Source organism: Streptomyces sp. NPDC096012, assembly GCF_040426375.1.
GTDB lineage: Bacteria > Actinomycetota > Actinomycetes > Streptomycetales > Streptomycetaceae > Streptomyces.
In genome coordinates this window covers 109,586-134,387 of record NZ_JBEOTD010000005.1, presented here as the reverse complement: position 1 = coordinate 134,387, position 24,802 = coordinate 109,586, and the positions used below count along the sequence as shown (strand labels likewise).

Below are 24,802 nucleotides of genomic sequence, written 5' to 3'. Positions count from 1 at the left end.
GGGCGAGCCGTCGCGCCCTCAGGAGACCTGGCTGCCCTTGCCCAGGGCGATCACTCCGCCCCGGGAGACGGTGTACAGCTCCGCGTCGCGGTCCGGGTTGACGCCGACCGTCGCGCCGGGCGGTACCTCGACGTTCTTGTCCAGGACGGCACCGCGCACGACCGCGCCCCGGCCGATGTGCACGTTGTCGTGCAGCACCGAACCCTGCACGACCGCACCGGGATCGACGCGTACGCCCGGGGACAGCACGGACCGGGTGACCTGGCCGCGGATCAGACAGCCCGCGCTGATGATGGACTCGCTCGCCATGCCGCCCGCGCTGAAGCGGGCCGGGGAGAGCTGGCCCGAGTGCGTGTAGATGGGCCACTGGCGGTTGTAGAGGTTGAAGGCGGGGCGCTCGGCGATCAGGTCCATGTGCGCCTCGTAGTAGGCGTCCAGGGTGCCCACGTCCCGCCAGTACCCCTGGTCCCGGGTGGTCTCCCCGGGCACGTGGTTGTCGTTGAAGTCGTACAGCTGGGCCTCACCGCGTGCGGTGAGCTGGGGCAGGATCGAACCCCCCATGTCGTGCACGGACTGCCCGTCCTCGGCGTCCCGTTGCAGCGCCTCAATGAGCGCCTTGGTGGTGAAGACGTAGTTGCCCATCGAGGCGAACACGCGGTCGGGGTCGTCGGCGAGACCCGGCGGATCGGCCGGCTTCTCCAGGAAACGCCGGACGGTGCGCCCGTCCGAGCCGGGCGTGATCACCCCGAACGAGGAGGACTGCGCGCGCGGCACCCGGATCCCGGCCACCGTGACGCCCGCGCCGCCGTCGATGTGCTGCCGGAGCATCTGGCGCGGGTCCATGCGGTAGACGTGGTCGGCGCCGAACACCGCCACGTACTCGGGCTGTTCGTCGTACACCAGGTTCAGCGACTGCAGGATCGCGTCGGCGCTGCCCAGGTACCAGCGCGGGCCGAGCCGCTGCTGGGCCGGTACCGGGGTGACGTAGTTGCCGAGCAGGCTGGACATCCGCCAGGTCGTGGTGATGTGCCGGTCCAGCGAGTGCGACTTGTACTGGGTCAGCACACAGATCTGCAGGATGTCGGCGTTGACGAGGTTGGACAGGACGAAGTCGACCAGGCGGTAGGTCCCGCCGAAGGTGACCGCGGGTTTGGCGCGGTCCGCGGTGAGCGGCATCAGCCGCTTGCCCTCCCCGCCCGCCAGCACGATCCCGAGAACCGAAGGCCCTCCACGACGCATTGGCCGCTCCCCTCACCCTGGTTGAACCATGAATGCCCCGCGCGGGCCGGACTAAGCCTGCTTGAGGATCTCCTCGTACAGTGCCGCCGTACGCCGGGCCACCGCGTCCCAGCCGAACTCCCCGACGGCGCGCCGCCGGCCGGCCTCCCCCATCCGCCGCGCCCCGTCCGGGTCGCCGAGGACGGCGTCCAGCGCCTGGGCGAGGCGCGTCTCGAAATCACCGTCCACGTCGACCAGGAGACCGGTGCGGCCGTCGTCCACGACCTCCGGGATGCCGCCCACGCGGGACGCGACGACCGCGGTGCCGCAGGCCATCGCCTCCAGGTTGACGATGCCGAGCGGCTCGTACACCGACGGGCAGACGAACACCGCCGCGCGTGTGAGGAGTTGGATCACCTCGGGGCGCGGCAGCATCTGCGGGATCCAGAACACGCCCTCGCGGCCCCGGCTCAGCTCCTCGTACAGCTCGCGGAACTCGCGGTCGATCTCGGGGGTGTCCGGCGCGCCCGCGCACAGCACCACCTGCGCGGCCGGGTCGATCCCCCGTACCGCGCGCAGCAGATGGGGCACGCCCTTCTGCCGGGTGATCCGGCCGACGAACAGCACGTAGGGACGGCCGGGATCGATGCCGTGCCGGGTGAGGGCGTCGGTGCCGTGGTCGGGCCGGTACAGGCGGGTGTCGATGCCGTTGTGGACCACGTGGACCCGGGCCGGGTCCAGCGCCGGGTAGCAGGACAGGATGTCCCCGCGCATGGCTCCGGAGACGGCGATCACGGCGTCGGCCGCCTCGATCGCGGTGCGCTCGGCCCACCCCGACAGCGCGTATCCGCCGCCGAGCTGCTCGGCCTTCCAGGGGCGCAGCGGCTCCAGCGAGTGCGCGGTCACCACGTGCGGGACGCCGTACAGCAGTTTGGCGAAGTGCCCGGCGAGGTTGGCGTACCAGGTGTGGGAGTGGACGAGTTCGCGGCCTTCGAGGGCGGCGGCGATGGACAGGTCCACGGAGAAGGTGCGCAGCGCGTCGTTGGAGCCGTCGAGGACGGGCCAGGGGCGGTGCCGTACCACGCCGACGCCGCGGCCCTCGCCCCAGCAGTGCACCTCCAGGTCCACGAGAGCGCTCAGCTCCCGGGCGAGGAACTCCACATGGACACCGGCGCCGCCGTACACGTCCGGGGGGTACTCCCGGGTCAGCAGTCCCACTCGCACCCGACAACCCCTTTGTTCCGGCGGCACGTTCCTTTCATGGTCACCCAGATGCGCCGCGCGGGGAAGAGCGCGGCGGCCGGGTGAAGCAGCAGTCGCCGCAGACTCCGCCGCCCGGGACGCGGTAGTACAGGCAGCAGCTGCGGCGGCGGAAGCCGGTGCCGGCGCGGGTTCCGGTGGTGCGCAGGAGGGGGTGGGCGAAGAGGCCGTCGGCCAGGGCACGGGCCCGGTCCGCCAGGTCGGTACGGCCGCCCGCGCGTGCCCGGCGGTCCAGCTCACGGGCCGCACCGGCCAGCGCCGACCCGGAGTTGCCCCGCAGCAGGCCCGCCGCGATGCCGTAGCGCGCCCGCAAGGCGGCCTGCAGGGGCTCCAGGTGCCCGTGCAGCACGGTGCCGGCGAGAGCGGCCGCGTCCGCGTCCCCCGGCAGCGGGCGCCACTCGGTGAGCCACAGGTCGTCGGGGGCCGAGGCGAGCGGATCCCAGCACAGCAGGCGTGCGTCGAGGTCCGGCAGCCTGCCGTACAGGACGGCGCAGCCGAGGGCCACCGACCACAGCCGGGCGGCCAGCCCCAGCTGCGCGACGGAGGCGGCGACGCGCGGCTCCGGGGCGCCGAGCCGGCCCCCGACGGTGTCGACGCGCAGCCTCAGCGCGTCGCGCCGCCCGTCCGGCACCGCTCCCGCGTAGGCCTCCGCGAGCGTCACCGGCCCCGTGGGCACGGGTGCGGGCGCGGTTGGGGGTGTCGGTGCGAGGGCGGGGGCCGGTGCGGTTGCGGGGGCGGTTGCGGGTACGTGTGCTCCGGCCGGGGGCGTGTCCGGGGCGGCGGCGCGGGCCCCGGCCCGGGCGCCGGCCCGGGCCGCGACCTCGTCGCCGGCTCGGGCCGTCGGCGGTGCCGTGCGCAGGACGAAGAAGCCGCCCAGCGGGCGGAGCGCGGCGAGATCACGGTCGAGGTCCACGACAGGTACTGGTACCAGGCCCGGTCCGCGGCCGGGACACGGGGCCCGTTCCGGACGGCACCCGTCTCGAGGATGATCGCACCGCTGGTGTACTCCATCGGCAGTAGGACGCATTGCGTGCTCAGGTACGACGACGGGAAGCCGGCGGACGGGCAGAGTGTCGACCATGGAAGCCGACAGTCCGCAGCGCCGGGCCCCGGACCCCCGCACCCCGCAGGGCCGGGGCCCCCGCCTCACCCGCAGGAGACGCCGATGAGCGCCCTCGCGGTGTCCGTGCTCCTGTCGTTCGTCTCCGCCCTCGCCTACGCGGGCGGAGCGATCGTGCAGGAGCAGGTCGCGGTGTCCTTCCCCGACGGCGGCTATCTGCCGCTGCGCCGGCCCGGTTGGTGGGGGGCGCTGGCGCTCAACGGCCTCGGCGGAGTGCTGCACGTGGTGGCGCTGGCCTACGGACCGCTCAGTCTCGTCCAGCCGCTCGGCGCGCTGACCATCGTCTTCGCGCTGCCCATGGCGGCGCTGTTCGTCGGCCGCAAGGCCGGCGCCACCGCCTGGCGCGGCGCCCTGATGGCCACGGTGGGCCTCGCCGGTCTGCTGTCCCTGGTCGGCTCCCCCGACACGCACTCCCTGGGCGGCACCCAGCGGGTGGCGGTCGCGCTCGTCACCGGCGCCGTGGTCGTGGCGCTGATGTGCGCGGGCCTGGCCGCACACCGGCATCCGGCGGTGCGCAGCGTGCTCCTCGCGACCGCCTCCGGCATAGCCTTCGGGATGTCGTCGGTGTTCACCAAGACCGTCGCCGTCGACTGGACCCGGGGCATCGGCCTGGGCGACCTGCCGTCCCTCGCGGTGATCTGCGTGTTCGCCGCCGCGGGCGTGCTGCTGTCCCAGGCGTCGTACCGGGGAGGCGGACTCGCCGCCCCGCTGGCCACCCTGACGGTGGTCAACCCGGTACTGGCCGCCGCGGTCGGCATCCTGATGTTCGGCGAGACGTTCCGCTACGGCACGACGGGCACCGTACTCGCCCTGAGCTGCGGGGTGGTGGCGGCGGGCGGCCTGATCATGCTGACGACGGAGCGGATGGAGGACACGGAACCGGCCGCGGACGACCGGAAGACGGCCGCGGACGACCGGAAGACGGCCGCGGACGACCGGAAGACGACTGCGGGCGCGGAGCGACTCGCGTCGGCGGAGTCCGTTCCGGCCGTCCCCGAGCCGGCGACGGCGCAGTCCGCGTGCGCCGCCGTGCCGCGGCAGCGACCGGCGACGGAGGCCGAGGCGAAGGCGAAGGCGGCGCCCCGGCAGGGACCGGCCCTTCCCGATCCAGCCCTCCCGGAGCCGGGCCTGTCGGAGCCGGGCTTGCCCGAACGGGGCCTGCCGGAGCCGGGCTTCCCCGAACGGGGCCTGCCGGAGCCGGGCTTCCCCGAACGGGGCCTGTCGGAGCCGGGCTTCCCCGAACCGGGCTTGCCGGAGCCGGGCCTCGCGGAGCCGGCCGATCACGAGCTGCCCGTGTCGTGCGCGGCGCTGGGCATCTACGTACCGCTGCCGGTCCCCGACCGGCAGCGGCGTACGCGGGCGCGGGTCAGATCCTGACGCCGCCGGCCCGCAGATAGGCGAGCGGGTCGATGTCCGTGCCGAAACCGGGCCCGGTCCGCACCTCGAAGTGCAGGTGCGGGCCCGTGACGTTCCCGGTGGCACCGGAGCGGCCGAGGCGCTGGCCCACGGTGACGCCCTGGCCCGCACGCACGGAGATGGCCGACAGGTGCGCGTACTGGGTGTAGCGCCCGTCGGCGTGCCGGAGCACCACCTGGTAGCCGTAGGAGCCGCCCCACCCCGCCGCGACCACCTCCCCGGTCTCCGCGGCCCGCACCGAAGTGCCGGTGGGCACGAGGAAGTCGACGCCCGTGTGGTAGCCCTTCGACCAGTGCGAGCCGCCCACCCGGTAGCCCGTGCCGATCGGCGCGGCCACCGGCGCCACGAGCGAGTGACCGCCCGGAGAGGCGTGCACGGGAGGGGACTTCCGCTCCTGCGCGGTTCTCCTCTTCTCCGCCGGGGACTTCTTCGCCGGAGCGGTCTTGCGTTTCGGCGGCTTGGCCGTGGTGTGGGCGTCGGGCGCCGTACCCGTGGGGTGCAGGCTGAGCCGCTGCCCCGGCAGGATCAGGTCGGGATCGGCGCCGATCGTGGCGCGGTTGCCCGCGTACAGCCCGCGCCAGCCGCCCCGGACGTCGTGGTCGCCGGCGATGCCGGAGAGCGTGTCGCCGTGCACCACCGTGTACATCTCGGCCCGGCCCGCGCGGGACTGCGGGGTGGTCTGCGGCCGCACGTCCTGCGCCGGGCCGGCCTTCGCGGCGCGGGTCGTCGAACCGCTCCTGGCCGGTCGCACGGCGGAGTCGTCCGGGTGCGGACCGGGCGCGGCATCGCCCCGCGTCAGTCCGGCCCGCACCGAGCACGCCGGCCAGGCACCCGGTCCCTGCCCGTCGAGCACCTTCTCGGCGACGGCGATCTGCTGGTCCCTGGTCGCCAGATCGGCGCGTGGCGCGTAGCGCGGGCCGCCGTACGCCTCCCAGGTGGACAGGGTGAACTGCAGCCCGCCGTAATAGCCGTTGCCCGTGTTGATGTCCCAGTTGCCGCTGGATTCGCAGGCGGCGACCTTGTTCCAGGTGGCGGCGTCGGCGGCGCCGGCCGTGCCGGCGGCGACCAGCGGGATGGCGAGACCCGCACCGCCCGCCGTGACGGTGAGTGAGGCGCGGTTGATCCTGTTCGGCTGGTACCGGCGGTGCCGGCCGCGTACGGCCATGTCCGAAGTCCCCTCGGCATGCGGCAGGAGGGGCAAAAGTAAGCGCGGCGAACCGGCCATGACAAGACAGGAAACCGGCCTCGCTCCGCGGCCAAGTGGCCGGGAACGGCCGCTCCTTGCATCAGATCCCCGAAGACTGAGGCTCAGGGCACCGTTGCCGCGTAAACAAGCGTGGCGGGTCGGATGTGCGCTCGCCGTAGCGGCACGTCAGGATGGGCGAGGGTACCTACTGACGGAGCCGTAGTCACGAGGCAGCTAGGGAGCAGGCGGTATGAGCACTTCAGCGCAGATCGGCGTCACCGGACTCGCGGTCATGGGCCGCAACCTCGCCCGCAACTTCGCCCGCAACGGCTACACGGTCGCCGTGCACAACCGTACGGTCTCGCGGACGAAGGCGCTGGTGGAGGAGTTCGGGCAGGAGGGGGACTTCATCGCGGCCGAGACGGCCGAGGACTTCGTGGCGGCGCTGGAACGTCCGCGCCGCCTGGTCATCATGGTCAAGGCCGGCGATCCGACGGACGCGGTGATCGAGGAGTTCGCGCCGCTGCTGGAGCCCGGGGACATGATCATCGACGGGGGCAACGCGCACTTCGCCGACACCCGGCGCCGGGAGCGCGACCTGCGCGAGCGGGGCATCCACTTCGTCGGCACGGGCATCTCGGGCGGTGAGGAGGGCGCGCTGCACGGGCCGAGCATCATGCCGGGCGGTTCGAAGGAGTCGTACGAGTCCCTCGGCCCCATGCTGGAGAAGATCTCCGCGAAAGCGGCGGACGGCGCCCCCTGCGTCACGCACTGCGGTCCCGACGGCGCCGGGCACTTCGTGAAGATGGTGCACAACGGCATCGAGTACGCCGACATGCAGCTGATCGGCGAGGCGTACCAGCTGCTGCGCGATGTCGCCGGGTACTCCCCCGCGCAGATCGCGGACATCTTCCGCACCTGGAACACCGGGCGGCTGGATTCCTACCTGATCGAGATCACCGCCGAGGTGCTGTCCCATGTGGACGCGGCGACGAGCAAGCCGTTCGTGGACGTCGTGGTCGACCAGGCCGAGCAGAAGGGCACCGGCCGCTGGACGGTGCAGATCGCCCTGGACCTGGGCGTTCCGGTGTCCGGTATCGCGGAGGCGGTCTTCGCGCGCTCCCTGTCCGGGCACGCGGCGCTGCGCGAGGCCTCGCGAGGGCTGGCCGGGCCGAAGCCGGCCGCGCTGAGCGAGTCGGAGGCGGCGGCCTTCGCGGACCGGGTGGAGCAGGCGCTGTACGCGTCCAAGATCGTGTCGTACACGCAGGGCTTCCACGAGCTCGCGGCGGGCAGCGAGGAGTACGGCTGGGGCATCGACCTCGGTGCCGTCGCCGCGATCTGGCGCGGCGGCTGCATCATCCGTGCGGCGTTCCTCGACCGCATCCGCGCCGCGTACGACGCCCGCCCCGACCTGCCGAGCCTGCTGTCGGACGAGACGTTCGCCCAGGAGATCGCGGCGGCCCAGGACGACTGGCGCGAGGTACTGGTCGCGGCCACCCGTCAGGGCGTGCCGACCCCGGGCTTCGCCGCGGCACTGGCGTACTACGACGCGCTGCGCGCGGAGCGACTGCCCGCGGCGCTGACTCAGGGGCAGCGGGACTTCTTCGGGGCGCACACGTACCGGCGGGTCGACCGCGACGGCTCGTTCCACACGCTGTGGGGCGGCGACCGGTCGGAGGTCCCGGCGTAGGGGGGTGCGGAAGCCCCGGCGAACGGTCGGAGGTCCCGGCGTAGGACGTTGCCTTCGGGAGCCGCAGCGACCGGTCGGAGGGCCCCGCGTAGGGGTTTGCCTTCGGGGGTCGCGTGCGGGGGCGGTGGGCAAGGGGCCCTGGTGGCCGAGGGGCGCTGGAAGGGGGCCGGGCGGCTGAGAGCCGGGCGGCCGAGGCGCGGTGGAAGGGGGCCGACGGCGGTGGAAGGGCCGTGAGCCCCCTCCGTCGCCTCCGGTGGACTCAGGTGAGCGGTAGGCCGGGCACAGGTGTGTGTGACGGGCCCGGCCCACGTGAGCGGTGGGCCGGGCTCAGGTGTGGGGCGGGCCCGGCTCAGGTGAGCGGTGGGCCGGGCTCCGGGCTGGGAACCGGTTCCGGCCCGGGCGGGATCGGAGAGGGCGAGGGCTCCGGTGGGCCCGGGGCCGGGGGCGTCGGCGGCGGGGTCGGATCGGGGCCGGGCACGGGCGGCACCGGCTGCGGGCCGGGGCCGGGCGGATTGGGTTCGGGACCAGGCTGCGGCGGCGGCACCGGGCTGGGATAGGGATCCGGCGGGGTCGGTCCCGGCCCCGGTCCCGGCGTCACAGGGTCGGGCTGCGGGTTCGTCATCGAGTCCTCCGGACGGTCGCTGGACGTCACCTCTGGGCTACTCCCCCGCCTACCCGAAGGGCGCCCGGACACTCGCCGGACGGCGGCACGGGCACTCTTCCGGCGGCGGCACCGGGAAGGGCCGGGGTGAGACGGGCATCCGGAAGGACCCGGGTGATGCGGGCACCGGGAAAGGCCGGGGTGACGCGGACCGGCGGCCAGGGGCCGGCAAGTCACCGCGCCGGACCTCGGCGGCGGGCCGTAGCGTCCGTACGCCCGCGTCTTCCCTGCGGCCGGTGGCCGCGCCTACGGGCCCCGCACCTGCCCTCGCCGGCCGCGCGCCGCGCGCAGGAGCCCCCTCGGCACTCCCCCGCGCCCGGTCAGAAGCTGTCGGGGTGGGCCACGGCCGGTCAGAACCGGTCGGGGTGGGCGCGGAGCCAGTCCTCGGCGGCAGCGAGCAGCTCGGGGTCTGCCGGCGGGGCCACGTCGGGGTGGCGTTCGGCCCATGCGACGACGTAGGGACAGAGCGGGGCCACCGGGACGCCCTCGCGCTCGGCGATCGCGTACAGCTCACGGGCCAGGGAGCCCGCGATGCCCCTGCCCTCGTGGGCCGGCTCCACGATCGTGTGCACCGGGACCAGGGCGCGCGCGGGCGACTCCAGCACGAAGTACTCGATACGGCCGACGACTTCGCCCGCGTCGACGGCCTCCAGACGGCCCGCCGCCCGGTTGTCGCGGATTTCCGTCTCGCTCACGGCACGCACGCTCCTGGTCCGCCGGTCAGGCCCTGACGGCCTGCGGGCTGCGCTGCTGGTCGGAACCGGGCACCGGCTCGGACGGGTCCGCGCCGAGGGACACGATCCGGTTGTCACCGTCGACGTGTACGACCCGTGGCCGCAACTGCCGTGCCTCGACGTCGGTGACCTGAGCGTAGCTGATGATGATCACCAGGTCTCCGGGGTGCACGAGATGGGCGGCGGCCCCGTTGATCCCGATCACCCCGGACCCGCGTTCGCCCTCGATGACGTACGTCTCCAGCCGGGCGCCGTTGGTGACGTCGACGATGTGCACGAGCTCGCCCGGCAGCAGATCGGCGGCGTCGAGGAGATCCGCGTCGATGGTCACCGATCCCACGTAGTGCAGGTCGGCCTGGGTGACGGTGGCGCGGTGGATCTTGGACTTGAACATGGTTCGAAGCACGAGGAAACTCCCGATTCGTCTGCTCCCTGCCTGCGTTTTGCAGGTCAAGGGCGATGCTCGGAGGCTACAACGTTTCGAATGTGTGGTCAGCTGTCGCCGGATGTTTGAAGACTCACGCTGACCGTTTGCTGACTTTTGTGACCGCGCGCCAGTCGCTTGCGCCTGCGCGCCCGGGGTTTCCGCGCGCCTTGCATTCGAGTCGACGTTGAATGCCTGGCTCTGTGTATGCCTACGTCGACGCCGTACCACTGCACTGCAGGAGACCTGGCTCGCGCGGCGGCCTGGGGACGTCCACTCGGGACTTGACCTTCGAGGGCGGTCGTGGCGCACACCGTCGTTATGCTCTTCATATGTGAGACCCCTGGGCGGGCCCTCAGGTCCTGATCATCGGCGACGGCGGTGTGCTGTCTCGGGCCCGACGACACGTAGCAGGTCGAGGGCCACTGCGCTGGGCGTGCCGGGCGCAAAGATCAGCAGCCGCTGGTCGTCGGCCGGGCTGAGAGGTACTTCGTAATCGAAGTCGATCAACCCGGTCCCCGGATGCCACACTCGCAACCGCTCTGCCATCGAACGGCCACCTCGCGGCGGTTCGACATCGCGGCGACTTCCCGCTCGCCCTCCCGCAGCCAGGTGACGAGCGCCGCGACCTCGGCATCGCCAGGCCAGGGCGCGCCACCACCGTGCGAAGGGCGGCGGCGGCCAATCGGCAGTGCCGCTCGACCTCCTCCGGACGTCGGGGCACAGGCTGCCGTGGGTGCGGGAGGTATAGCTCTGCCTACCATCAGCTTGTGCTTCTGCCAGCCAAGGAATTGAGTAGCGCGACGGCCGCACTGCGGCTCAACAGCTCATGGAAGCGCTCGTTGCGGAAGGTCCGTAGGCATGCGTAGCAGCTGCTCTCCAGGCCGCACTCGCATGCGCCTACCCGTGCGAGTGCGGCCTCGACAACCGCTTCGAGATGCTCGCCGATACGGATCGTATTGCCTGCGCCGCCTGGTGTGGTGTCGAAGAGGAGCAGTGACGGCATCCCGTCGGTTCCCGTGTGGACCGTGCCGTCGATGTCGTCCCGGCTGATCTCCAGGTGGGTGGCCGCGCCTTCTAGCAGCGCGTAGAGGCCGGAACGCAGGCTTTGCGGCGGGGCGTTGAGGGCTGTGTACAGATCGAGATGGATCTGGAGGAAGTCCGTCTGGTACCGGTGTGCGAGGGAGACGACCCGGAGCGGGCCGGTGCACTGCGCTTCCTTCAGCAAATGAGGGTGTTCCGCCCGTCGGGACGCCGTTCGTACGTGGGGACGGCCCCAGCCGCACCAGTCGCAGATCTCGTACCCGGCGCCGCCCGGCCCCTCCGACACGACGACCATCTCGCCACGCGCTCCCGCCGACCAGTCCGCGGTGTGACCGGAGCTGAAGACGGTGGTCCCTTCGTGGACGTCCGCGGTGTCGGTGGACATATGGACGTCGCCATACCAGGAGCGGCGCGGCGGTGTCTGCCCGGGGCGGCGCTGGGGCCTGCGTGCGGCGACGAAGCCGTAGACCGGCTCGACGTACCGGCGCGGCGCGGACGTGGAGAGCGTGCCGCAGGCGTTACAGGTGGGGGCGACGGGCTCGGTTGCCTCACGGTAGCGGCCGCAGGTGCCGCACACGGTGTAATGGCGGCTGACCAGTTCCCGGTCGGGCAGGCGGTAGACGCCAGCGGATTCCCACAGTCGGCCGCCCGCCACGATCTCGGCTCCTGGCGCGTACTCGTGGACGGCGGCGCTGAGGTCGCGGGTGAGTTCGAGCTGGCCTGACACGCCGCCGCTGTCCTGTGGGATGCGCAGTTCGACGGTATCCACCGGGAAGCCGTACTTGGGCAGGACGTTGCGATTGGCCAGGACTCCGAGAAGCTCCCGCTGCGTCAGGTTGCGGATGACCCTCTGGTATGTCTCCGCCAGCCCGTACTTGCGGGCGTTCACCGCCTGGTCACGTCGTTCGCTGTACGCGGTGACGTCCTGGGCGAGGATCTGGGCCGCGGCCCGCAGCAATCGGTCCAGTTCGCCGACCCAGGAGCCCGACTCCACATCGATCTCAGTCTGGACGCTCGCAGGAAGCACCCGGCGCATCGAGGCCGCCACGCTCTCGGGGACAGGCGTGAGCCAGTCGTGCACCAGGTGTGCCGCGGTCTCGCCGGTGGTGTCGTCCGAGAGGAAGAACTCCCCCGCCGTACGCCAAATGCGACCCCGCTCCTCCTTCATGGCGCGGAAGAACGCGGCGAGGGCGATCGAGTGGGCATGGCGACGGTCGATCCGGACGTTGTCCACGGGCACGATCGGCGCCCGGACCTCTCCAGCGATCATCCGCTGGGGTTCCGCGAACTGTGCGAGGTCGTGGGGGCGTCGCTGGGCGTAGGTGAGGACGAGCGCGGCGGCGTCCGCGCGACGGCCGGCGCGGCCGGCCCGCTGGACGTAGTTGGCCGTGGAAGGCGGCATGTTGCGCAGAACGACGGCCTGCAGCTCGCCCACGTCGACGCCGAGTTCGAAAGTGGTTGAGCATGACAAGGCGTTGACCTGTCCACGGACGAACTCACCCTGGATCTCGGCGGCCTTCTCGCCGGTCCACTGTGCCGTGTGTTCCTGGGCGCGCAGTGGAACGGGGTCGAAGGTGCGGTAGAGGTGGCGGAGGTGGCCGTCCGTCTCGGTGGCAGGCTTGTACTCTTCGAGGCGGCCGGTGCAGCGCAGCGTCGGGCAGACCCCCCGTACGGACACGGCGACCACGCGGCGGCAACGGTCGCAGGCGTGGAGCGGCTCGCTGTCCTCGGTGACGGGCCGCAGGCGCAGCCAGGCGTGGTCGAGTCGGCGGACGGCTCCGATGCCCGCCTGGTTCTCCCCCGGCAGCCAGTCGGCAAGGGGCCCCGTGGTCAGGTCGGTCCACAGCCGGCCCAGGATCTCCAGTGCGGCCCCGCGCCGGTCGCCCTGGTACCCGAGGGCGCCGAGCACGCGTTCCAGGTAGTCGACGCGCCGGTTGGAGACGCCCGCCGCACTGGGCAGCCAGCTGATCACCTTGCGCTTGGCGTCGGATCCCTTGGAGCGGACCCAGACGGGTCCCCGGCGCGGGGCGAAGGCCTCGTCGCCGGCGTCGACATCCTCGGGCATGGTCAGGGCGCCCTGGTTGCGTACGCTGCGCAGGAGTTCCTGCATCAGCCACCACGTCTCGTCGTCGGTCAGGCCGAGGGCGCTGAGGACGGTGGGCGGCTGCCAGAACGGTTCGCGGTCGAGGTCGACCCGGAGCAGCCCGAGGCCTTCGAGTGACTGGCGGTCGTCGATGCTGAGCACTTCCTGCATGACCCACAGTGCGACCTCGCGCTGCTTGGCCTGGCGCGAGTGGTTGCGGCGGAAGACCCCGGCGCGGTCGGCGGCGCGGATGGTGTGGGCGACGAGGTCGTCGATGTGCAGCGGCTCGTCGGGGTCGGTACAGCCCTTCTGGGCGGCCTCGGCCATCAGGCGCCGGTGCTGGATGCGGCCGTAGGAGTCCTCCAGGTAGGGGGCGAAGTAGGCGGCGGCTTGGCGGCTGTCGCTGAAGAACAGAAGCTTGCGGCCTCGTCCCGGCAGCGCTGCGGCGGGCCCGTCGGTCGCCGGGGGCAGCGCCTGGTAGAGGGCGGTGCCGAGGACGGAGGCGGCGGCTTCGTTGCCCGTCTCGAAGAGCCGGATCATGCCGTGGCCGCGGGCGCCGCAGGAGAGGCAGGAGGCCGGCGACCCCTCGTGAGTGTCGAGGCGATGGACACGGCGCAGCTCGGTTCCCTGACAGTCGTCCGCTGTGCAGGTGACGGTCCCGGCGGGGTGCACGGTGGCGCAGCGGGTGCACAGTGTGCGTTCGCTGAGTCCGCCCGTGGCGCTCTCGCCGAGGGTCTCGTCGTCCTCGTCGACGCCGGCACCGGAGTCGTCCCCGTCCAGGAGGAGCCAGGTGTGGGGTTTCTCTGGGGACTTGCGGTGTACGAGGCGGGACTTGGCACCGGGGCCGTCGAGGGTGCCGTGCAGGTGGACGGCACCGCAGCGGCGGCAGGCGCCCAGCTCGAAGGAGGGTCGTGCGCAGTGCGGGCAGACCTCGTGGCGGGCCAGATCGAGATGGGGCCCTGCCGGGGCGAGGCAGGTGAAGGCGCCTTCGGTGGCGCGTGCGAAGAGGTGGTAGCGGGCCGAGAGCACCGGAGCGCCGTCGGTGTCGGTCACGTGACTCGCGAGCTGGATGAGCGCGGTGACTGCGGCGGGTCCAACCGGGTCGCCCGGGAAGACGGTGCGGGCGATGTCGCGCACGGGCCGGGGCCCTTCGGCGAGGGCTCGGCGCAGGGCGGCGGTGCCGGCTTCGGCGGCGAGGGCCGCGGCCGGGGTGGTGGTGGCGGGCAGTCCGTGCATGCGTGCGGCCGACACGATCTCGGGGCCGGGGTCGGCCGCGGCGGCGAGGCGCAGGTACTCGGTGGCCGGCAGCGGCCCCCAGTGAGGGCCGGGGGGTGCGGGCACCCGGGTGGCGGTGACGAGGTCCTGTGCGGCTGGGTCGTCGGCGTCCCAGTGGAAGGGGACGTCGAAGAGTGCCTGGGCGAAGGCGGTGACGGCGGCGGGGTTCTCCTCGGCCCCGACGGTGGCGCTGGTGGCGATGGCCTGGACGTCGGCGCGGCCCTGGCCCACCCGGTCTTTCAGTCGGCGCAGCAGCATGGCCAGTTCGGCGCCGCGTGCTCCGTCGTAGACGTGGGCCTCGTCGACGACGATGAACTTCCAGCCACCCGCGTGCTCCCCCTCGAAGAGGTCCATGTCCTGGGGGCGGAGCAGCAGGTACTCCAGCATGGCGTAGTTGGTGAGCAGGATGTGGGGCGGCGCGGCGCGCATTTCGCGGCGGCTGAGGAGTTCGTTGGGCAGGCGCGGCTCACCGGGGTTGAGCTGTTCGAAGGTGTCGGAGGCTCGGCGGGGGTCGTCCTTGGTGTCGCCGGTGTAGCGGCCGAAGGTGATGTGGGGGGATTTGGCGAGCAGTCGGCGCAGACGCTTCATCTGGTCGTTGGCCAGCGCGTTCATCGGGTACAGCAGCAGGGCCCGGACACCGGGGCCGAGAGTGCCGCGGGCGTGTTCGGCGGCGAGCGCGTTGAGGATGGGCAGCAGGAAGCTTTCGGTCTTGCCGGAACCCGTGCCGGTGGCGACGACCAGGTTGCGTCCGGCCACGGCCTTGCGCAGTGCTTGCTCCTGGTGCCGGTACAGGGGCCGGTCGGCGGGCAGAGCGGGCCCCGTCAGCTGCCGGAACGCGGGATCCAGTACGCCCTCGTCGACGAGCTCGGCGAGGGTGGCGCCCGGCGCGTAGGCAGGGGTGGCCTCCAGCAGAGGTCCCTTGGTGAGCAGCGGGCTGGTGTCGATGACGTGGGCAAGGGCCTCGGCCAGGCGTGGTTCGCGCAGGGGCAGCAGGGAACGCAGGTAGCGGCGGTAGGTTTCGCTGATCAGTGTGGACGTGGCGAGCGGGTCGAGGCTGTGCACGGGCTGACTCCGGGTCGGCGGCGGGCGGGACGGTGTTCGGGCGGGGAACGAGAGCCGAAAGCCAGGACGGCTCTCGTCCGGGCGGGACGGATCGGCCGTGTCCGGCCGTGCTCAGCCGGTGGCCCGCACGGTCTCGGAAGTGACCAGGCATTCCGCGAGTGCGAGGTCGACGGCGGTGAGGTCGGGCGCGTGGGCGGCCACAGAGGTCCACAACGGCCGCAGTCCCCGCTCCAGTTTGACGGCCCGCAGATCTCCCGCTGCGGCAAGCCGGGCGATCAGCGCACAGCCCAGCGAGAAGTGTGGCACCCGCATCCAAGCCTCCCCCGGACCACGCAGCGGACCAGGCGCCCGGTCGCGGAACGCCCGTGCCAGACAGTCGTGTCCGTCGTCGAGGAAGTTCTCCACGGCCTCCAGCCAGTCCTCGCACTCACCGCGCACGGCGTAGTACTGCAGGGTGCGCCGGTCACGGAACGCCTGCCAGGCGGCTGCGGCACGGGTGTCGGTATCGAGGAGTCCGCGCGGCACGACACCAGCCGTGCGCCACATGGCCTGCTGCTGGATTTCGGGGAGTTCGTCCAGAACGCGGACGTGGGCGTCGAACCGGCCGACCGTGCGGCTGGGATCTTCGTGCCCGGCCAGGATCGCCGTGCCAGCACTGCCCAGGAACTGATCCACCTCGTCCAGGAGTTCCACTTCCGCCGGATACAACTCGTCTGTGTCGTAGACAGGCTTCCCGGACAGGTACGGCAGCAGCGGCGCCGTGAGCAGCAGCGCGCACAGGGGCGCCCGCCGCCAGGCGGGACGTACGGCGGCGGGATCCGTCACCTCCCGGATGCGCAGGGCGGCCAGGCCGCTGCCCACCAGTACGGCGGCCAGTTCGCCGGAGCGCAGGGAGCCGTCGACCGCCCTCAGGAGGGCGTCCGGTCCGGCGTCGCCGAGCGCCTGCAGACACTCGGCCGGTGCGGTCTCCTTCGCCCCGCAGGCCTGCAGGTCTTTCCCGCGTGCGGCCACGATCCACTGGTACGGGATGGCATCGGTGCCGCGCGGCAGCGTTCCCCGTCCGCCCAGGTACTCCGTGGTTCGGGTTGCGGGGGTACGGTCGGTGACCGAGTTTGTCCGGGGGGAACGGCGCAGCACCAGGGTATCGCGGTCGCGCAGGCGGGGCCAGGAGGGCGCGTATTCGGCCGTGTGCGGCCCGGTGCACAGGCTGATGATGAGCGGACCGGCCGACCGCCAGGCGGCGGGGAGCGGGATACGGCCGCTGCCGTCGACCGGCACGCTCAGCGGCTGTTCCCATGGGGCGAGGACCCTGTAGAGCAGGGCGGTCAGCTCACCAGGGTGGCGTAGTCCGCGCAACAGCAGTCCGGTGCCGTCCGGTACGACGTCCTCGGCGATGGACTGGGTACGGACGGTACCGACGTGGACGTCCTGCCCCGCGACCAGCAGCCGCAGCTCGGCCTTGGCGCAGTCGCGGACGGTGTCCGTCAGGGCGGCCAGGGAGTAGCGCAGGTCGCCCTTACGGGTCCGGGTACGGCGTTCCGGCCGCAGGCTCATCAGGGTCGTGCCCTCGACGACGAGCGCGAGTTTGGGCGTGACGGCCACCGCCTGTTCGGGCAGCCGCACGGTCAGGGCACTGTCCCGGGCCAGGTCGGCCGCGTCGATGTCGAGCGGCCGGACCGACCAGGGTAGGGGGTTGCCGTCGAGCTCAAGGCGGACCTCGGAGTGCGGGACGAGGGCCTGGACGGGGAACGCACGTTCCCCGGCGTACAACACCAGTTCCTTGCTGATCTCGTACGGAGCGAACGGCACCACGTTCTGGGAGGCGGTGACCGGTCCGCCGGTACGCAGGTTCAGTCGCGCCGGCGCCAGTCCGCCGTGCGGGGCGAGCAGGCGCCACTCGGCCGAGGGCGTGGCGTCGACGCCCTCGGCCAGGAAGACGGTGAGACGCCGCCGGCCCCACCGACGGTCAGTGCGGTGGACAAGGATCTCGTACGGCCCGAGCAGCGGGCCGGGGACGTTCTTCCAGGGGTCGAGGAGGGCACCGGGTGCACCGGTGAGGCAGGCCAGCGGTTCCTGGTGACCGGGGCGGCGCACCTCCACCTGCCAGTGTCGTGCCTCCGACTCGCCAGGGCTCCGCCGGAGCCGGAGAGCGGGCGGTCGGTGCCATATCGGCGCTCCGTCCTCGCCGGTCAGCCAGGGCAGCGTCGCGCCCGCTTCCCAGCCGAACGACCGTCCGACGGCCACCTCCCGCCACTCGTCCGGGGCCGCTTCGGAGGTACGGAGCCGGGTCACGCCGGCCAGCGAGACCTCGCTGAGAGTCCAGCCGCTCCAGCCGTAGGGGGTGGGCAGTTCGACCACCACAGCCTGAGGGCCCTCCGTCTCCAGAGTGCCCACGTGCAGCAGGAAGACTTGGGTGGCGGGCAGCGGCTCGTCCAGGGGGATCCACTGGCCGTCGGCGGCGAAAGCCAGCAGAACCGTGTCCGGGTCCACCACGGGCAAGGTGTGGGTGGTGCCAACCGGATCGGTGGCCTCGACGCGGCGCACGGGGCCGGGCAGGACCCAGTGCGGCGGCGACGTGGTGAACGACTCGCCGTCGGCGGCCAGTTGCCATGCGCCTGCATCCGGAGCACTGGGCAGGCTCAGCAGTACGCTGCCGGCGCCGGGGCCGAGACGGAGTTCCGGAGGGCTCATGGCGCCTTGGGCGGCGGACTCGGGCGGAGGGATGCTCGCGGGATCCGCGGTGGTCGGCGGGGTCCAGGTCCAGCCCAGTGAGCGGGCCGCCTCCTGGGCCGCAGTGATCCAATCCGCGTGGGTCGTCGACGGACTCCGGGCGGCGCTGCGGCGGCCGAGTTCGGGCCGGGACGTGACCACACGTGCCCGCGCCTCGGACAGCAGGTGCGCGAGGCCGGGGGCGTCCCCCTGCGAGCCGAGCGCCACACCGTGAACGGTGCACGCGGGCCAGCGTGTGAACACGGCGTCGCGCGCCACACCGGACCGCTCCGCGAGCAGTACGTAGGCCACGAGCGCGTCCAGGACGAGAGTGGTTCGACGAGTGACGGAGTCCGTCCCACCAAGGCGCGACGGCTCCCCCGCCTCGCGCCACGCCCGTTCGCAGTCGTCCAGCAACTGCGCGGGATCCACCAGCATGTTTCCTCCCCGACCGAACTGTACTCGTTGCAGTCCAAGCCAGTTGGCGCTTACACTTTTACCATTTCTTCACGCCTTAGACACACTGGGTCCGCAGTGCGGCTTCGTCTGTACGCGCTGTCAGTGCCGAATGGTCCAATGGCAGAGAGCTTGTTCCACTGCTGTTCAGCACACGAGGGGCACGTCGATGACCACGGATGTCGAGGCAGGAACGCCGTCCGCGCTGCACGCCGGACTTCTGGCGGCGGCCGGTCCGGAACGTGTCCTCACGCTGGTTGCCCTGCGGTGCCTGCTGGTCGGCGTGGACAAGGCCACGCTCGCCGAGGTGCTGAGCCGGGTCGTACGGGAGGGGGTCACGGTCCCTCCCGTTGTGGCAGCCCAGTTCGGGGTACCGGTCGGAGGTCAGGTGCCGTCCGGGTCGGACCGCTCCGCACCCGCACGAACACCCGACGCGGCTCACCTCGCTTCCGGGCTCCCCGCCATACCGACGCAGAAGGCCCCGGGGCCGCGGTTCACCCTGGCGCTGGGTCCGGACAGCAGACTCGATCTGGCCGCGCTGACAATACGCACCCTGCGACCGGACCCCGTGCCGTCCGAACCGGCACCGAAGCCGCCGGCAGACCGTGCCTCTCGTGCCTCTGACGAGGCTTTCGAGGACTCCCCCGTCGGCCGACCCATGTTCAACTCGCTGAAGTACTACCGCAAGCTGATCGGCGGGTTCCCGCTGCTCTCCCGGCAGCAGGAAGCGGAACTGGCCCAGGCGGTCGAGGCAGGGCTGCTGGCGCGGGAGAAACTGGACGAGAGCGGCCGCAAGATCGCCCCCAAGCTGCGGCGCGAGTTCGAACAACTGGTGCGGATCGGGGAGCAGGCCTTCACCGACTTCACCCAGGCGAACCTGCGGCTGGTCGTGAGCGTCGCCACCTGGTACACCGGACGCGGGCTGGACCTCTTGGATCTGATCCAGGAGGGCAACATCGGCCTGCTGCACGCGATAGACAAGTTCGACCACCGCAAGGGCTTCAAGTTCTCCACCTACGCCGTGCCCTGGATCCGCCAGGCGATCCAGCGGGCGGTGGCCGACCAGAGCCGCACCGTCCGACTGCCGGTGCACGCCCACGATACGGTGGCCGCTTTGAGCAAGGCGGCACGGACCTTGGGACATACCGTCCCGCAGGACGCCCTTCCGGCAGTGGCCGCCCAGGCGGGTGTCCCTTTGCCCGAGGCGCAGACCTTGCTGTCCCGTGTGCGCCGGACGCTTCCGCTGGAGGACTTGGCCGACGCCATCGGTGACGACGCGCTGCACGAGGAGGCCGACCGGAGCATCCGCGGGCCGCACTGCGAACCCGAGGCGTACTACCGGGACATGCCCCCAGACGAGGTGCATACCCTGCTCAACTGCCTCACCCAACGGGAACAGCAGGTGATGACTCTTCGGCACGGACTCGACGGCGGGACTGAGTTGACCCTTGACGCCATCGGATGGCACCTGAGCGTAACCCGGGAACGGGTACGTCAGATCGAGTCCAAGGCTTTGGCGAAGCTGCGCGGACAGATTCACGAGAACCAGATCCGCGCCAACCGTCCGGTCGAAGCGCCGCCGTCTGCTGTCCTGCGTGCACGCAGGAAAGTGTATCCACCCGGGATCATCGTGGTAGGCCACCAGACGATCCCCGTCAACGCACAGTGGTGCAGGAAGACAGTCACCGTCCTGATCGAGGACGACTGGTTCCGGGTCGTCGACAAGGGACATCAGATCGCGGCCGCTCCCCGGCGTCACCTCACGGGGTCTTACCAGATCTACGGCATCAACGAGTGAGCCACGTCGCCGCATCACCCCGGCAGGAACTCGCTGGCCCGCCCGCTGTACGACACGTAGAGCGCCTCGCGGGCCCTGGTGCACGCGACGAAGAGGAGGCAGCGTTCGGCTGCGAGGTCGGTGGCGTGCTGGATGGCGTCCACGCCGGGTGGGGTGACGGCCGGAGGGAACGGGAAAGCACTCGCGTTCACCCCGGCGACGGCGACGCACCGGTACTCCAGTCCCTTCATGCTGTGCAGGGTCGACACCCGCACCCCGACCGCGCTGTCCGGTTCGCCGTCGCGCACCCGGACCACAGGGACGCCGGCCGCGGTGAGCCGGTCGGCGAGCTTGCCCGTCAGGGTGTTGAAGCGGGCACAGACCGCGATGTCGGAGGGGGCGACTCCGGCGTCCGTCCAGCCACGCACCTGCCGGACGAGGGCGTCGGCCTCCTCGTTCTCCGACGCGTGGCCCTCGCACACCGGGTGAGCGCCGTGCAGAAGAGAGCGGTAGCCGGTGAGGGTGTCGTACCCGTCGCCGGTCAGGTCGGCGACGGGTTCGCTGTCGAGCAGGGAGCGGGCCCAGCGCAGGATCTCCTCGGTCGAGCGGTAGTTGACGCGCAGCCGTCCGCTGCGGCCCGCGACGGCGATGCCGAGAGAGCGCAGGGAGACCCGGGCGTCGTAGATCCGCTGGTGCGGGTCGCCGGTGACGAACAGGTCGTCGGGGCCCTCCGGGACCAGTGCGCGCAGCAGCCGCCACTGTGCCGGGTGCAGGTCCTGTGCCTCGTCGATGACGACGTGGTCGTACGACGGCCCCGCGCCGGACTCGTCCCGAAGCAGCCGGGCTGCCTCTGCGCAGACCTGCAGCCAGGTGTGCGACCGGGTGCGCGCCAGCTCCTCCTCGAACAGGGTGACGGCCTGCCAGATCCTCCTCCGTTGGGCCCGCCCGAGCGCGCTGCCGCGTCCGCGCCGCTCGCACGCGAGGTACTCCTCCTCGTGGCGCACGTCCTGAGCGAGGACGACATGCCGGTACTCCTGCGACAGGAATGCCTCGTTCCAGGGCAGGTCGAGGCGGCGGACCAAACGCTGCCAGCGAGTCCGTTCCTCCTTGTCGCCGAGTGCGCTGCCGGGATTGCCCCGCAGCTGCCGTACGGCGCGGTGGGCGACGGCGTCCACGGTGGTGACGTCGACGCGGGCGAGCAATGCCTCGTCGTGGTCGAGGAGCAGCGCGAGGCTGCTGTGCAGGGAGCGAGCCAGGGCGCCGGTGTAGGTGGTGAGGAGGACGCGGGTGTCCGGGGCCTGGCCCAGCAAGTGCTTCACGCGGTGCAGGGCGACGACCGTCTTGCCGGTGCCCGGTCCGCCGGTGATCTGGGCCGGGCCGGCGTAGGCGGGCCGGTAGGCGATGCGCCGCTGGGTGGGGTGGAGAAAGATCCGCCACGCGGCGAAGGGCTTGGCCAGGATGTCGGCGAGTTCATCGGCTCCGGTGACGAGCGCTATCCGGCTCCTGGTGCGGGTGACGACGGCGGCCAGGTCGTCCTTGGCGGGGCCGTCCGCGGTCGCCGGTTCCTTCTGCCGTACGGCGACCAGCTCGCGGTAGATGTCGTTCGGGTCGAGGCCGTCGGCAAGCAGCCACAGCGCCTCGAACTGGTCCTCCGGCATCAGCGAACCGAACGCCTCCAGCTGGGCCTTGCTGGTGACGGTACGGGCGGCGCGCAGGGTGACGTCGTCGATGCCGAGGTGCCGCAACACGGTGTCCGACCAGGGGGCGAACAGCAGTTGCGGCGCGGTCGCGGCTTCCTGCGCGAACAGCGGGGTGATCTGCTCCATGGCGGTCAGGTCACGCACCTCCAGGCAGCGGGTGACGGTGTTGACCGTGTAGAGCCGCCGCTTGGCCCAGGAGTAGGCCTTGTCGTGCGGGACGACGTGCACGAACACGAAGAGGTCGCTGCCGTCGTCGGGCGCCAGCAGCACGATCCGCAGTGCGTCGTCGACGCGTATCGTGCGCATCCGGGGGTCGCGGGAGCTGACCACCGACTCCAGGTGCAGCCCCTTGTCCGCGTGCAGCTGCGGCACCGTCAGCTGCTGGAACTTGGCCATCGCCTTGTGGACGCGGGCGCGGGCCGGCCGGTCCAGCCGGTCGACGCCCTCCCAGAACGTGTTGGTGATCGCGATCTGCGGCATGCTCCCCACCTTCTTGGCGCCGGTCTACGGCACGACCGTTGACTGAGTTTACAGAGGTCCGTCATGATCGCTTCCTGCGCTGCCGCATGACAAGTGAGCACCATGAGGATGAGGGTGGAGCATGACTCTGGAACTGTCGGCCGATCTCTTCGCTGCATCCGGCGATCCGCTGGACGAGGCGCTGTCCCGGCTTCGCGCAGGAGCGGCACCGGGTGCGGGGGACCTCGCTCTGCTCACCATGGCCGCTCGCACCGCCCAGCGCGCGTTCGAGGAGATCGACAGGGCCAACACCGTACTCGACGATGCGGCCGAGCTCGGCGCGGACATCGTGGGCGGACTGGAAGACAGCTTGAACCGCCGGGCCCGACAGGAGATTCCGGCGCTGCTCGGTGCGTTGCGTGCCCAAGCGGCGCGCGTCGAACAGTCCGAAGCGGTGCGCACGATCGCCAACCGCATCCTCGGTAACGACGGCGGAGACGGAACTGAGGGCGGCGTCGCCCCCGTTCCTGTACTCACCGCTGATCTGCTGCCCGGGGTCCCGTCCGTCTACGACGACGGGGAGAAACCGGGCAACAGCCTCGCCGACCTGTGGGAGCGCGAGGAGCAGTTGTCTCCGGTCCGTCACCGGGTGCTCCGGCAACGAGTGCAGCGCGTCGCCGCGCACCTCGTCTCCCTCGCGGACGAGATCGTCGACCGCTCCTTCAGCGACACCCGGTTCACCCGTGCCGCGCTGGACGAGATGGACCGCGCCTATGCCCTGTGGTGCGCCTGCTTGGACGAGCGCTGAGGCGGTGAGCCGGGGGCCGTCTCGCGTTACACCGCCGGCTCGTCAACCGTCGGGCCGGCGGCTTCTTCGTGCCGCGGCGCGGGCTGCTCCGGCCGTCCCCGGAAAGCGGCTCCCTTGGCGGTCCGCGACTCGACGCGTTCCACAATGCGGTCGATGACCCGGTGTGGGTCCTTCCACTTCATCGCGAGCCGGTCGTGGTCCATGCCGTGTTCGGAGATGATGTCCCGCAGTTGTTCGAGGTCGAGCTCACCCAGGCGCGAGCGGAGTCCCGTCTCGCCGGTCTCGGCGAACACCGCGAAGGGGTCGATCACCCCCGGGGCCCGCCGGCTGCGCCTCGGGCGTTCGGCCGGACGGGGTGCGGTGCGCGGATCGGCGGGAGGCGTCAGCGCCTTGCCCAGCGCTCGGGCGAAGCGTGACGTGCGTGCGGCTTCGGACGCCACCACCGCGAGGACGCGGGCGAGCGTCGCCGCGAGGTGCGGGTCCGACGCGCCGAGCTTCGCCAGGGCTTCCTCGGCCTCCCGCACCTGGGCTTCCAGGGGGCTGCTGTCGTCGGGCCGGCTGTCGCTCTGCTCGGTCACGCGTTCTCCTCGACCAGTTCGATGAACTCCTGCGTCATGGCACGGAAAGCGTCGAATCCGCCCTGGTACCCGTACTTCTGCCGCAGGGTACCGCGACCGACGAACTCAGCCGAACCGGCGATGTCGTTCTTCTCGGGGATGAAGGTCGACAGCACGACAGGGAGCTTCTTGTCCTTCTGAAGTTCCCTGACGGTGTTCCAGTGGACCGTCGAGTTCGCCTTGTACTTCGTGATGACGATGCCGATCTCGTTGATGCTCTCCCCCAGACTGTCCGCGAAGGCCCGGACCCGCCGCTGGATCTGCGGGATGCCGTAGGTGGACAGCACGTCGGGAATGGTCGGGATGATGTAGCCCTCGGAGATACGCAGACCGTTCAGCGTCACGATGCCGAGGTTGGGAGGGCAGTCGACGAGCACATAGTCGTAGTCATCAATGATCTTGCGGACGGCCTTGCGCAGGAGATCGGTGGGGTTGTTGGAGTAGAAGCGGCCGCTCGGCATGGACGCCAGGCGGTCCTGGACGTCGATGAGGTCCAGGGACGAAGGCAGAAGGTCCACCTGCGTCACCGCGTCCACCGACGAGACGTTGCGCTGGAGCGTCTTCTCCAGGGAGAACTGAGCCGGTTCACCTTCGGGCCGGAGGGCATCCGTGAACAGGGTCGCCAGGGTGTGCCCCTCGTCGTTGAGTTCCTCCCACCTCTTCTCCCCGATCAGGACCGTGGTCAGGTTGGTCTGCGGGTCGAGGTCGACGACCAGGACCCGCTTGCCGAACTCCGCGGAGAGGAACTCCGCGAGTCCGGCGGTGGTCGTGGTCTTCCCGACCCCGCCCTTCAGATTGATGGTCGAGATGACATGAGCCTTGGGAGCCATGTGTTTCTTCCTCCGTCTGAAGTAGCGCTGAATCTGACTCGCCCGGAAAACCGGACCGCTCCGCAGGTCCGCGACGGGAGCGGGGAAGCGCTTGTCACGGGCGCGCCAATTCGCTACGACCGTCCGGCCGACCCCCGCCATCTCCGCCACTTCGAACAGTCCGACGAGTTGGTCCTCCGCCTCGGGCGTGCCTTCCATGACACCTCCCCGTGAACGGCCTTCACGTTTGACCCCCTCCAGCGTGAAGGCCGTTCACAATCACCGTCAATCCCC

14 protein-coding genes and 2 pseudogenes are annotated in these 24,802 nt (G+C 71.5%); 4 read left to right on the top strand and 12 right to left on the bottom strand.

Features of this window, described 5'->3' with window-relative positions:
* Positions 1–18 precede the first annotated feature (18 nt).
* Genes glgC through ABVB68_RS07745 form a run of 3 tightly spaced genes read right to left on the bottom strand, consistent with a single transcriptional unit; the run spans position 19 to position 3,391 of the window.
* A complete protein-coding gene (glgC, locus tag ABVB68_RS07755; protein WP_353600134.1) occupies positions 19–1,239 on the bottom strand; it encodes a glucose-1-phosphate adenylyltransferase in 1,221 nt (406 codons plus the stop codon).
* 51 nt (positions 1,240–1,290) lie between these two features.
* A complete protein-coding gene (glgA, locus tag ABVB68_RS07750; protein ID WP_353600133.1) occupies positions 1,291–2,442 on the bottom strand; it encodes a glycogen synthase in 1,152 nt (383 codons plus the stop codon).
* A 40-nt stretch (positions 2,443–2,482) separates the two neighbouring features.
* The gene (locus tag ABVB68_RS07745) at positions 2,483–3,391 is read right to left on the bottom strand and encodes a (2Fe-2S)-binding protein (protein WP_353600262.1); all 909 of its coding nucleotides are present in this window, start codon (positions 3,389–3,391) and stop codon (positions 2,483–2,485) included.
* 252 nt (positions 3,392–3,643) lie between these two features.
* Between ABVB68_RS07745 and ABVB68_RS07740 the strand changes: the two are divergent.
* Positions 3,644–4,711, top strand: a pseudogene (locus ABVB68_RS07740) (DMT family transporter); the annotation flags it as partial.
* Positions 4,712–4,810: 99 nt separating this feature from the next.
* On the opposite strand, the pseudogene ABVB68_RS07735 reads toward ABVB68_RS07740, so the two are convergent.
* Positions 4,811–4,882 (bottom strand): annotated as a pseudogene (locus ABVB68_RS07735) (hypothetical protein); the annotation flags it as partial.
* An 82-nt stretch (positions 4,883–4,964) separates the two neighbouring features.
* Positions 4,965–6,179, bottom strand: a complete 1,215-nt coding sequence (locus ABVB68_RS07730) for a transglycosylase family protein (protein WP_353600132.1) — start codon at positions 6,177–6,179, stop codon at positions 4,965–4,967.
* Between the two features lie 271 nt (positions 6,180–6,450).
* On the opposite strand from ABVB68_RS07730, the gene gnd reads away from it, so the two are divergent.
* On the top strand, positions 6,451–7,890 hold the full coding sequence (gene gnd / locus ABVB68_RS07725; protein WP_353600131.1) for an NADP-dependent phosphogluconate dehydrogenase: 1,440 nt from the start codon (positions 6,451–6,453) through the stop codon (positions 7,888–7,890).
* A 1,011-nt stretch (positions 7,891–8,901) separates the two neighbouring features.
* Here gnd and ABVB68_RS07720 read toward each other — a convergent pair.
* The 4 genes from ABVB68_RS07720 to ABVB68_RS07705 all read right to left on the bottom strand — a co-directional run bounded on the left by ABVB68_RS07720 (position 8,902) and on the right by ABVB68_RS07705 (position 18,320).
* Positions 8,902–9,246 carry a GNAT family N-acetyltransferase gene (locus tag ABVB68_RS07720; protein ID WP_353600130.1) on the bottom strand — a complete coding sequence of 115 codons (345 nt, stop codon included), beginning with the start codon at positions 9,244–9,246 and terminating at the stop codon, positions 8,902–8,904.
* Between the two features lie 25 nt (positions 9,247–9,271).
* The gene (gene panD / locus ABVB68_RS07715) at positions 9,272–9,691 is read right to left on the bottom strand and encodes an aspartate 1-decarboxylase (protein WP_353600129.1); all 420 of its coding nucleotides are present in this window, start codon (positions 9,689–9,691) and stop codon (positions 9,272–9,274) included.
* 781 nt (positions 9,692–10,472) lie between these two features.
* Positions 10,473–15,173, bottom strand: coding sequence for a DEAD/DEAH box helicase (locus ABVB68_RS07710; RefSeq protein WP_353600128.1), 4,701 nt, complete (start codon positions 15,171–15,173; stop codon positions 10,473–10,475).
* Between the two features lie 111 nt (positions 15,174–15,284).
* Positions 15,285–18,320, bottom strand: a complete 3,036-nt coding sequence (locus ABVB68_RS07705) for a hypothetical protein (RefSeq protein WP_353600127.1) — start codon at positions 18,318–18,320, stop codon at positions 15,285–15,287.
* Between the two features lie 130 nt (positions 18,321–18,450).
* On the opposite strand from ABVB68_RS07705, the gene ABVB68_RS07700 reads away from it, so the two are divergent.
* Complete coding sequence (locus ABVB68_RS07700) at positions 18,451–20,136, top strand: sigma-70 family RNA polymerase sigma factor (RefSeq protein WP_353600126.1); 1,686 nt, start codon at positions 18,451–18,453, stop codon at positions 20,134–20,136.
* Between the two features lie 14 nt (positions 20,137–20,150).
* Here the strand turns inward: ABVB68_RS07700 and ABVB68_RS07695 are convergent, their stop codons facing one another.
* Entirely contained in the window at positions 20,151–22,295 is a 2,145-nt protein-coding gene (locus ABVB68_RS07695) for a UvrD-helicase domain-containing protein (protein WP_353600125.1), read from the bottom strand.
* A 121-nt stretch (positions 22,296–22,416) separates the two neighbouring features.
* Here ABVB68_RS07695 and ABVB68_RS07690 point away from each other — a divergent pair, with 121 nt between their 5' ends.
* Complete coding sequence (locus tag ABVB68_RS07690; protein WP_353600124.1) at positions 22,417–23,082, top strand: hypothetical protein; 666 nt, start codon at positions 22,417–22,419, stop codon at positions 23,080–23,082.
* A gap of 26 nt (positions 23,083–23,108) precedes the next feature.
* Here ABVB68_RS07690 and ABVB68_RS07685 read toward each other — a convergent pair whose 3' ends face one another.
* On the bottom strand, positions 23,109–23,660 hold the full coding sequence (locus ABVB68_RS07685) for a hypothetical protein (RefSeq protein ID WP_353600123.1): 552 nt from the start codon (positions 23,658–23,660) through the stop codon (positions 23,109–23,111).
* A complete protein-coding gene (locus ABVB68_RS07680; protein ID WP_353600122.1) occupies positions 23,657–24,529 on the bottom strand; it encodes a ParA family protein in 873 nt (290 codons plus the stop codon). The genes ABVB68_RS07685 and ABVB68_RS07680 overlap by 4 nt, the downstream gene beginning before the upstream one ends.
* Between the last annotated feature and the right edge of the window lie 273 nt (positions 24,530–24,802).

Excerpts from the sequence above, each read along its gene's own strand:
- glgC (WP_353600134.1), bottom strand. The coding sequence starts at position 1,239 with ATGCGTCGTGGAGGGCCTTCGGTTCTCGGGATCGTGCTGGCGGGCGGG.
- ABVB68_RS07730 (WP_353600132.1), bottom strand. The coding sequence starts at position 6,179 with ATGGCCGTACGCGGCCGGCACCGCCGGTACCAGCCGAACAGGATCAAC.
- gnd (WP_353600131.1), top strand. The coding sequence starts at position 6,451 with ATGAGCACTTCAGCGCAGATCGGCGTCACCGGACTCGCGGTCATGGGC.
- ABVB68_RS07705 (WP_353600127.1), bottom strand. The coding sequence starts at position 18,320 with ATGCTGGTGGATCCCGCGCAGTTGCTGGACGACTGCGAACGGGCGTGG.
- ABVB68_RS07700 (WP_353600126.1), top strand. The coding sequence starts at position 18,451 with ATGGTCCAATGGCAGAGAGCTTGTTCCACTGCTGTTCAGCACACGAGG.
- ABVB68_RS07695 (WP_353600125.1), bottom strand. The coding sequence starts at position 22,295 with ATGCCGCAGATCGCGATCACCAACACGTTCTGGGAGGGCGTCGACCGG.
- ABVB68_RS07690 (WP_353600124.1), top strand. The coding sequence starts at position 22,417 with ATGACTCTGGAACTGTCGGCCGATCTCTTCGCTGCATCCGGCGATCCG.
- ABVB68_RS07680 (WP_353600122.1), bottom strand. The coding sequence starts at position 24,529 with ATGGCTCCCAAGGCTCATGTCATCTCGACCATCAATCTGAAGGGCGGG.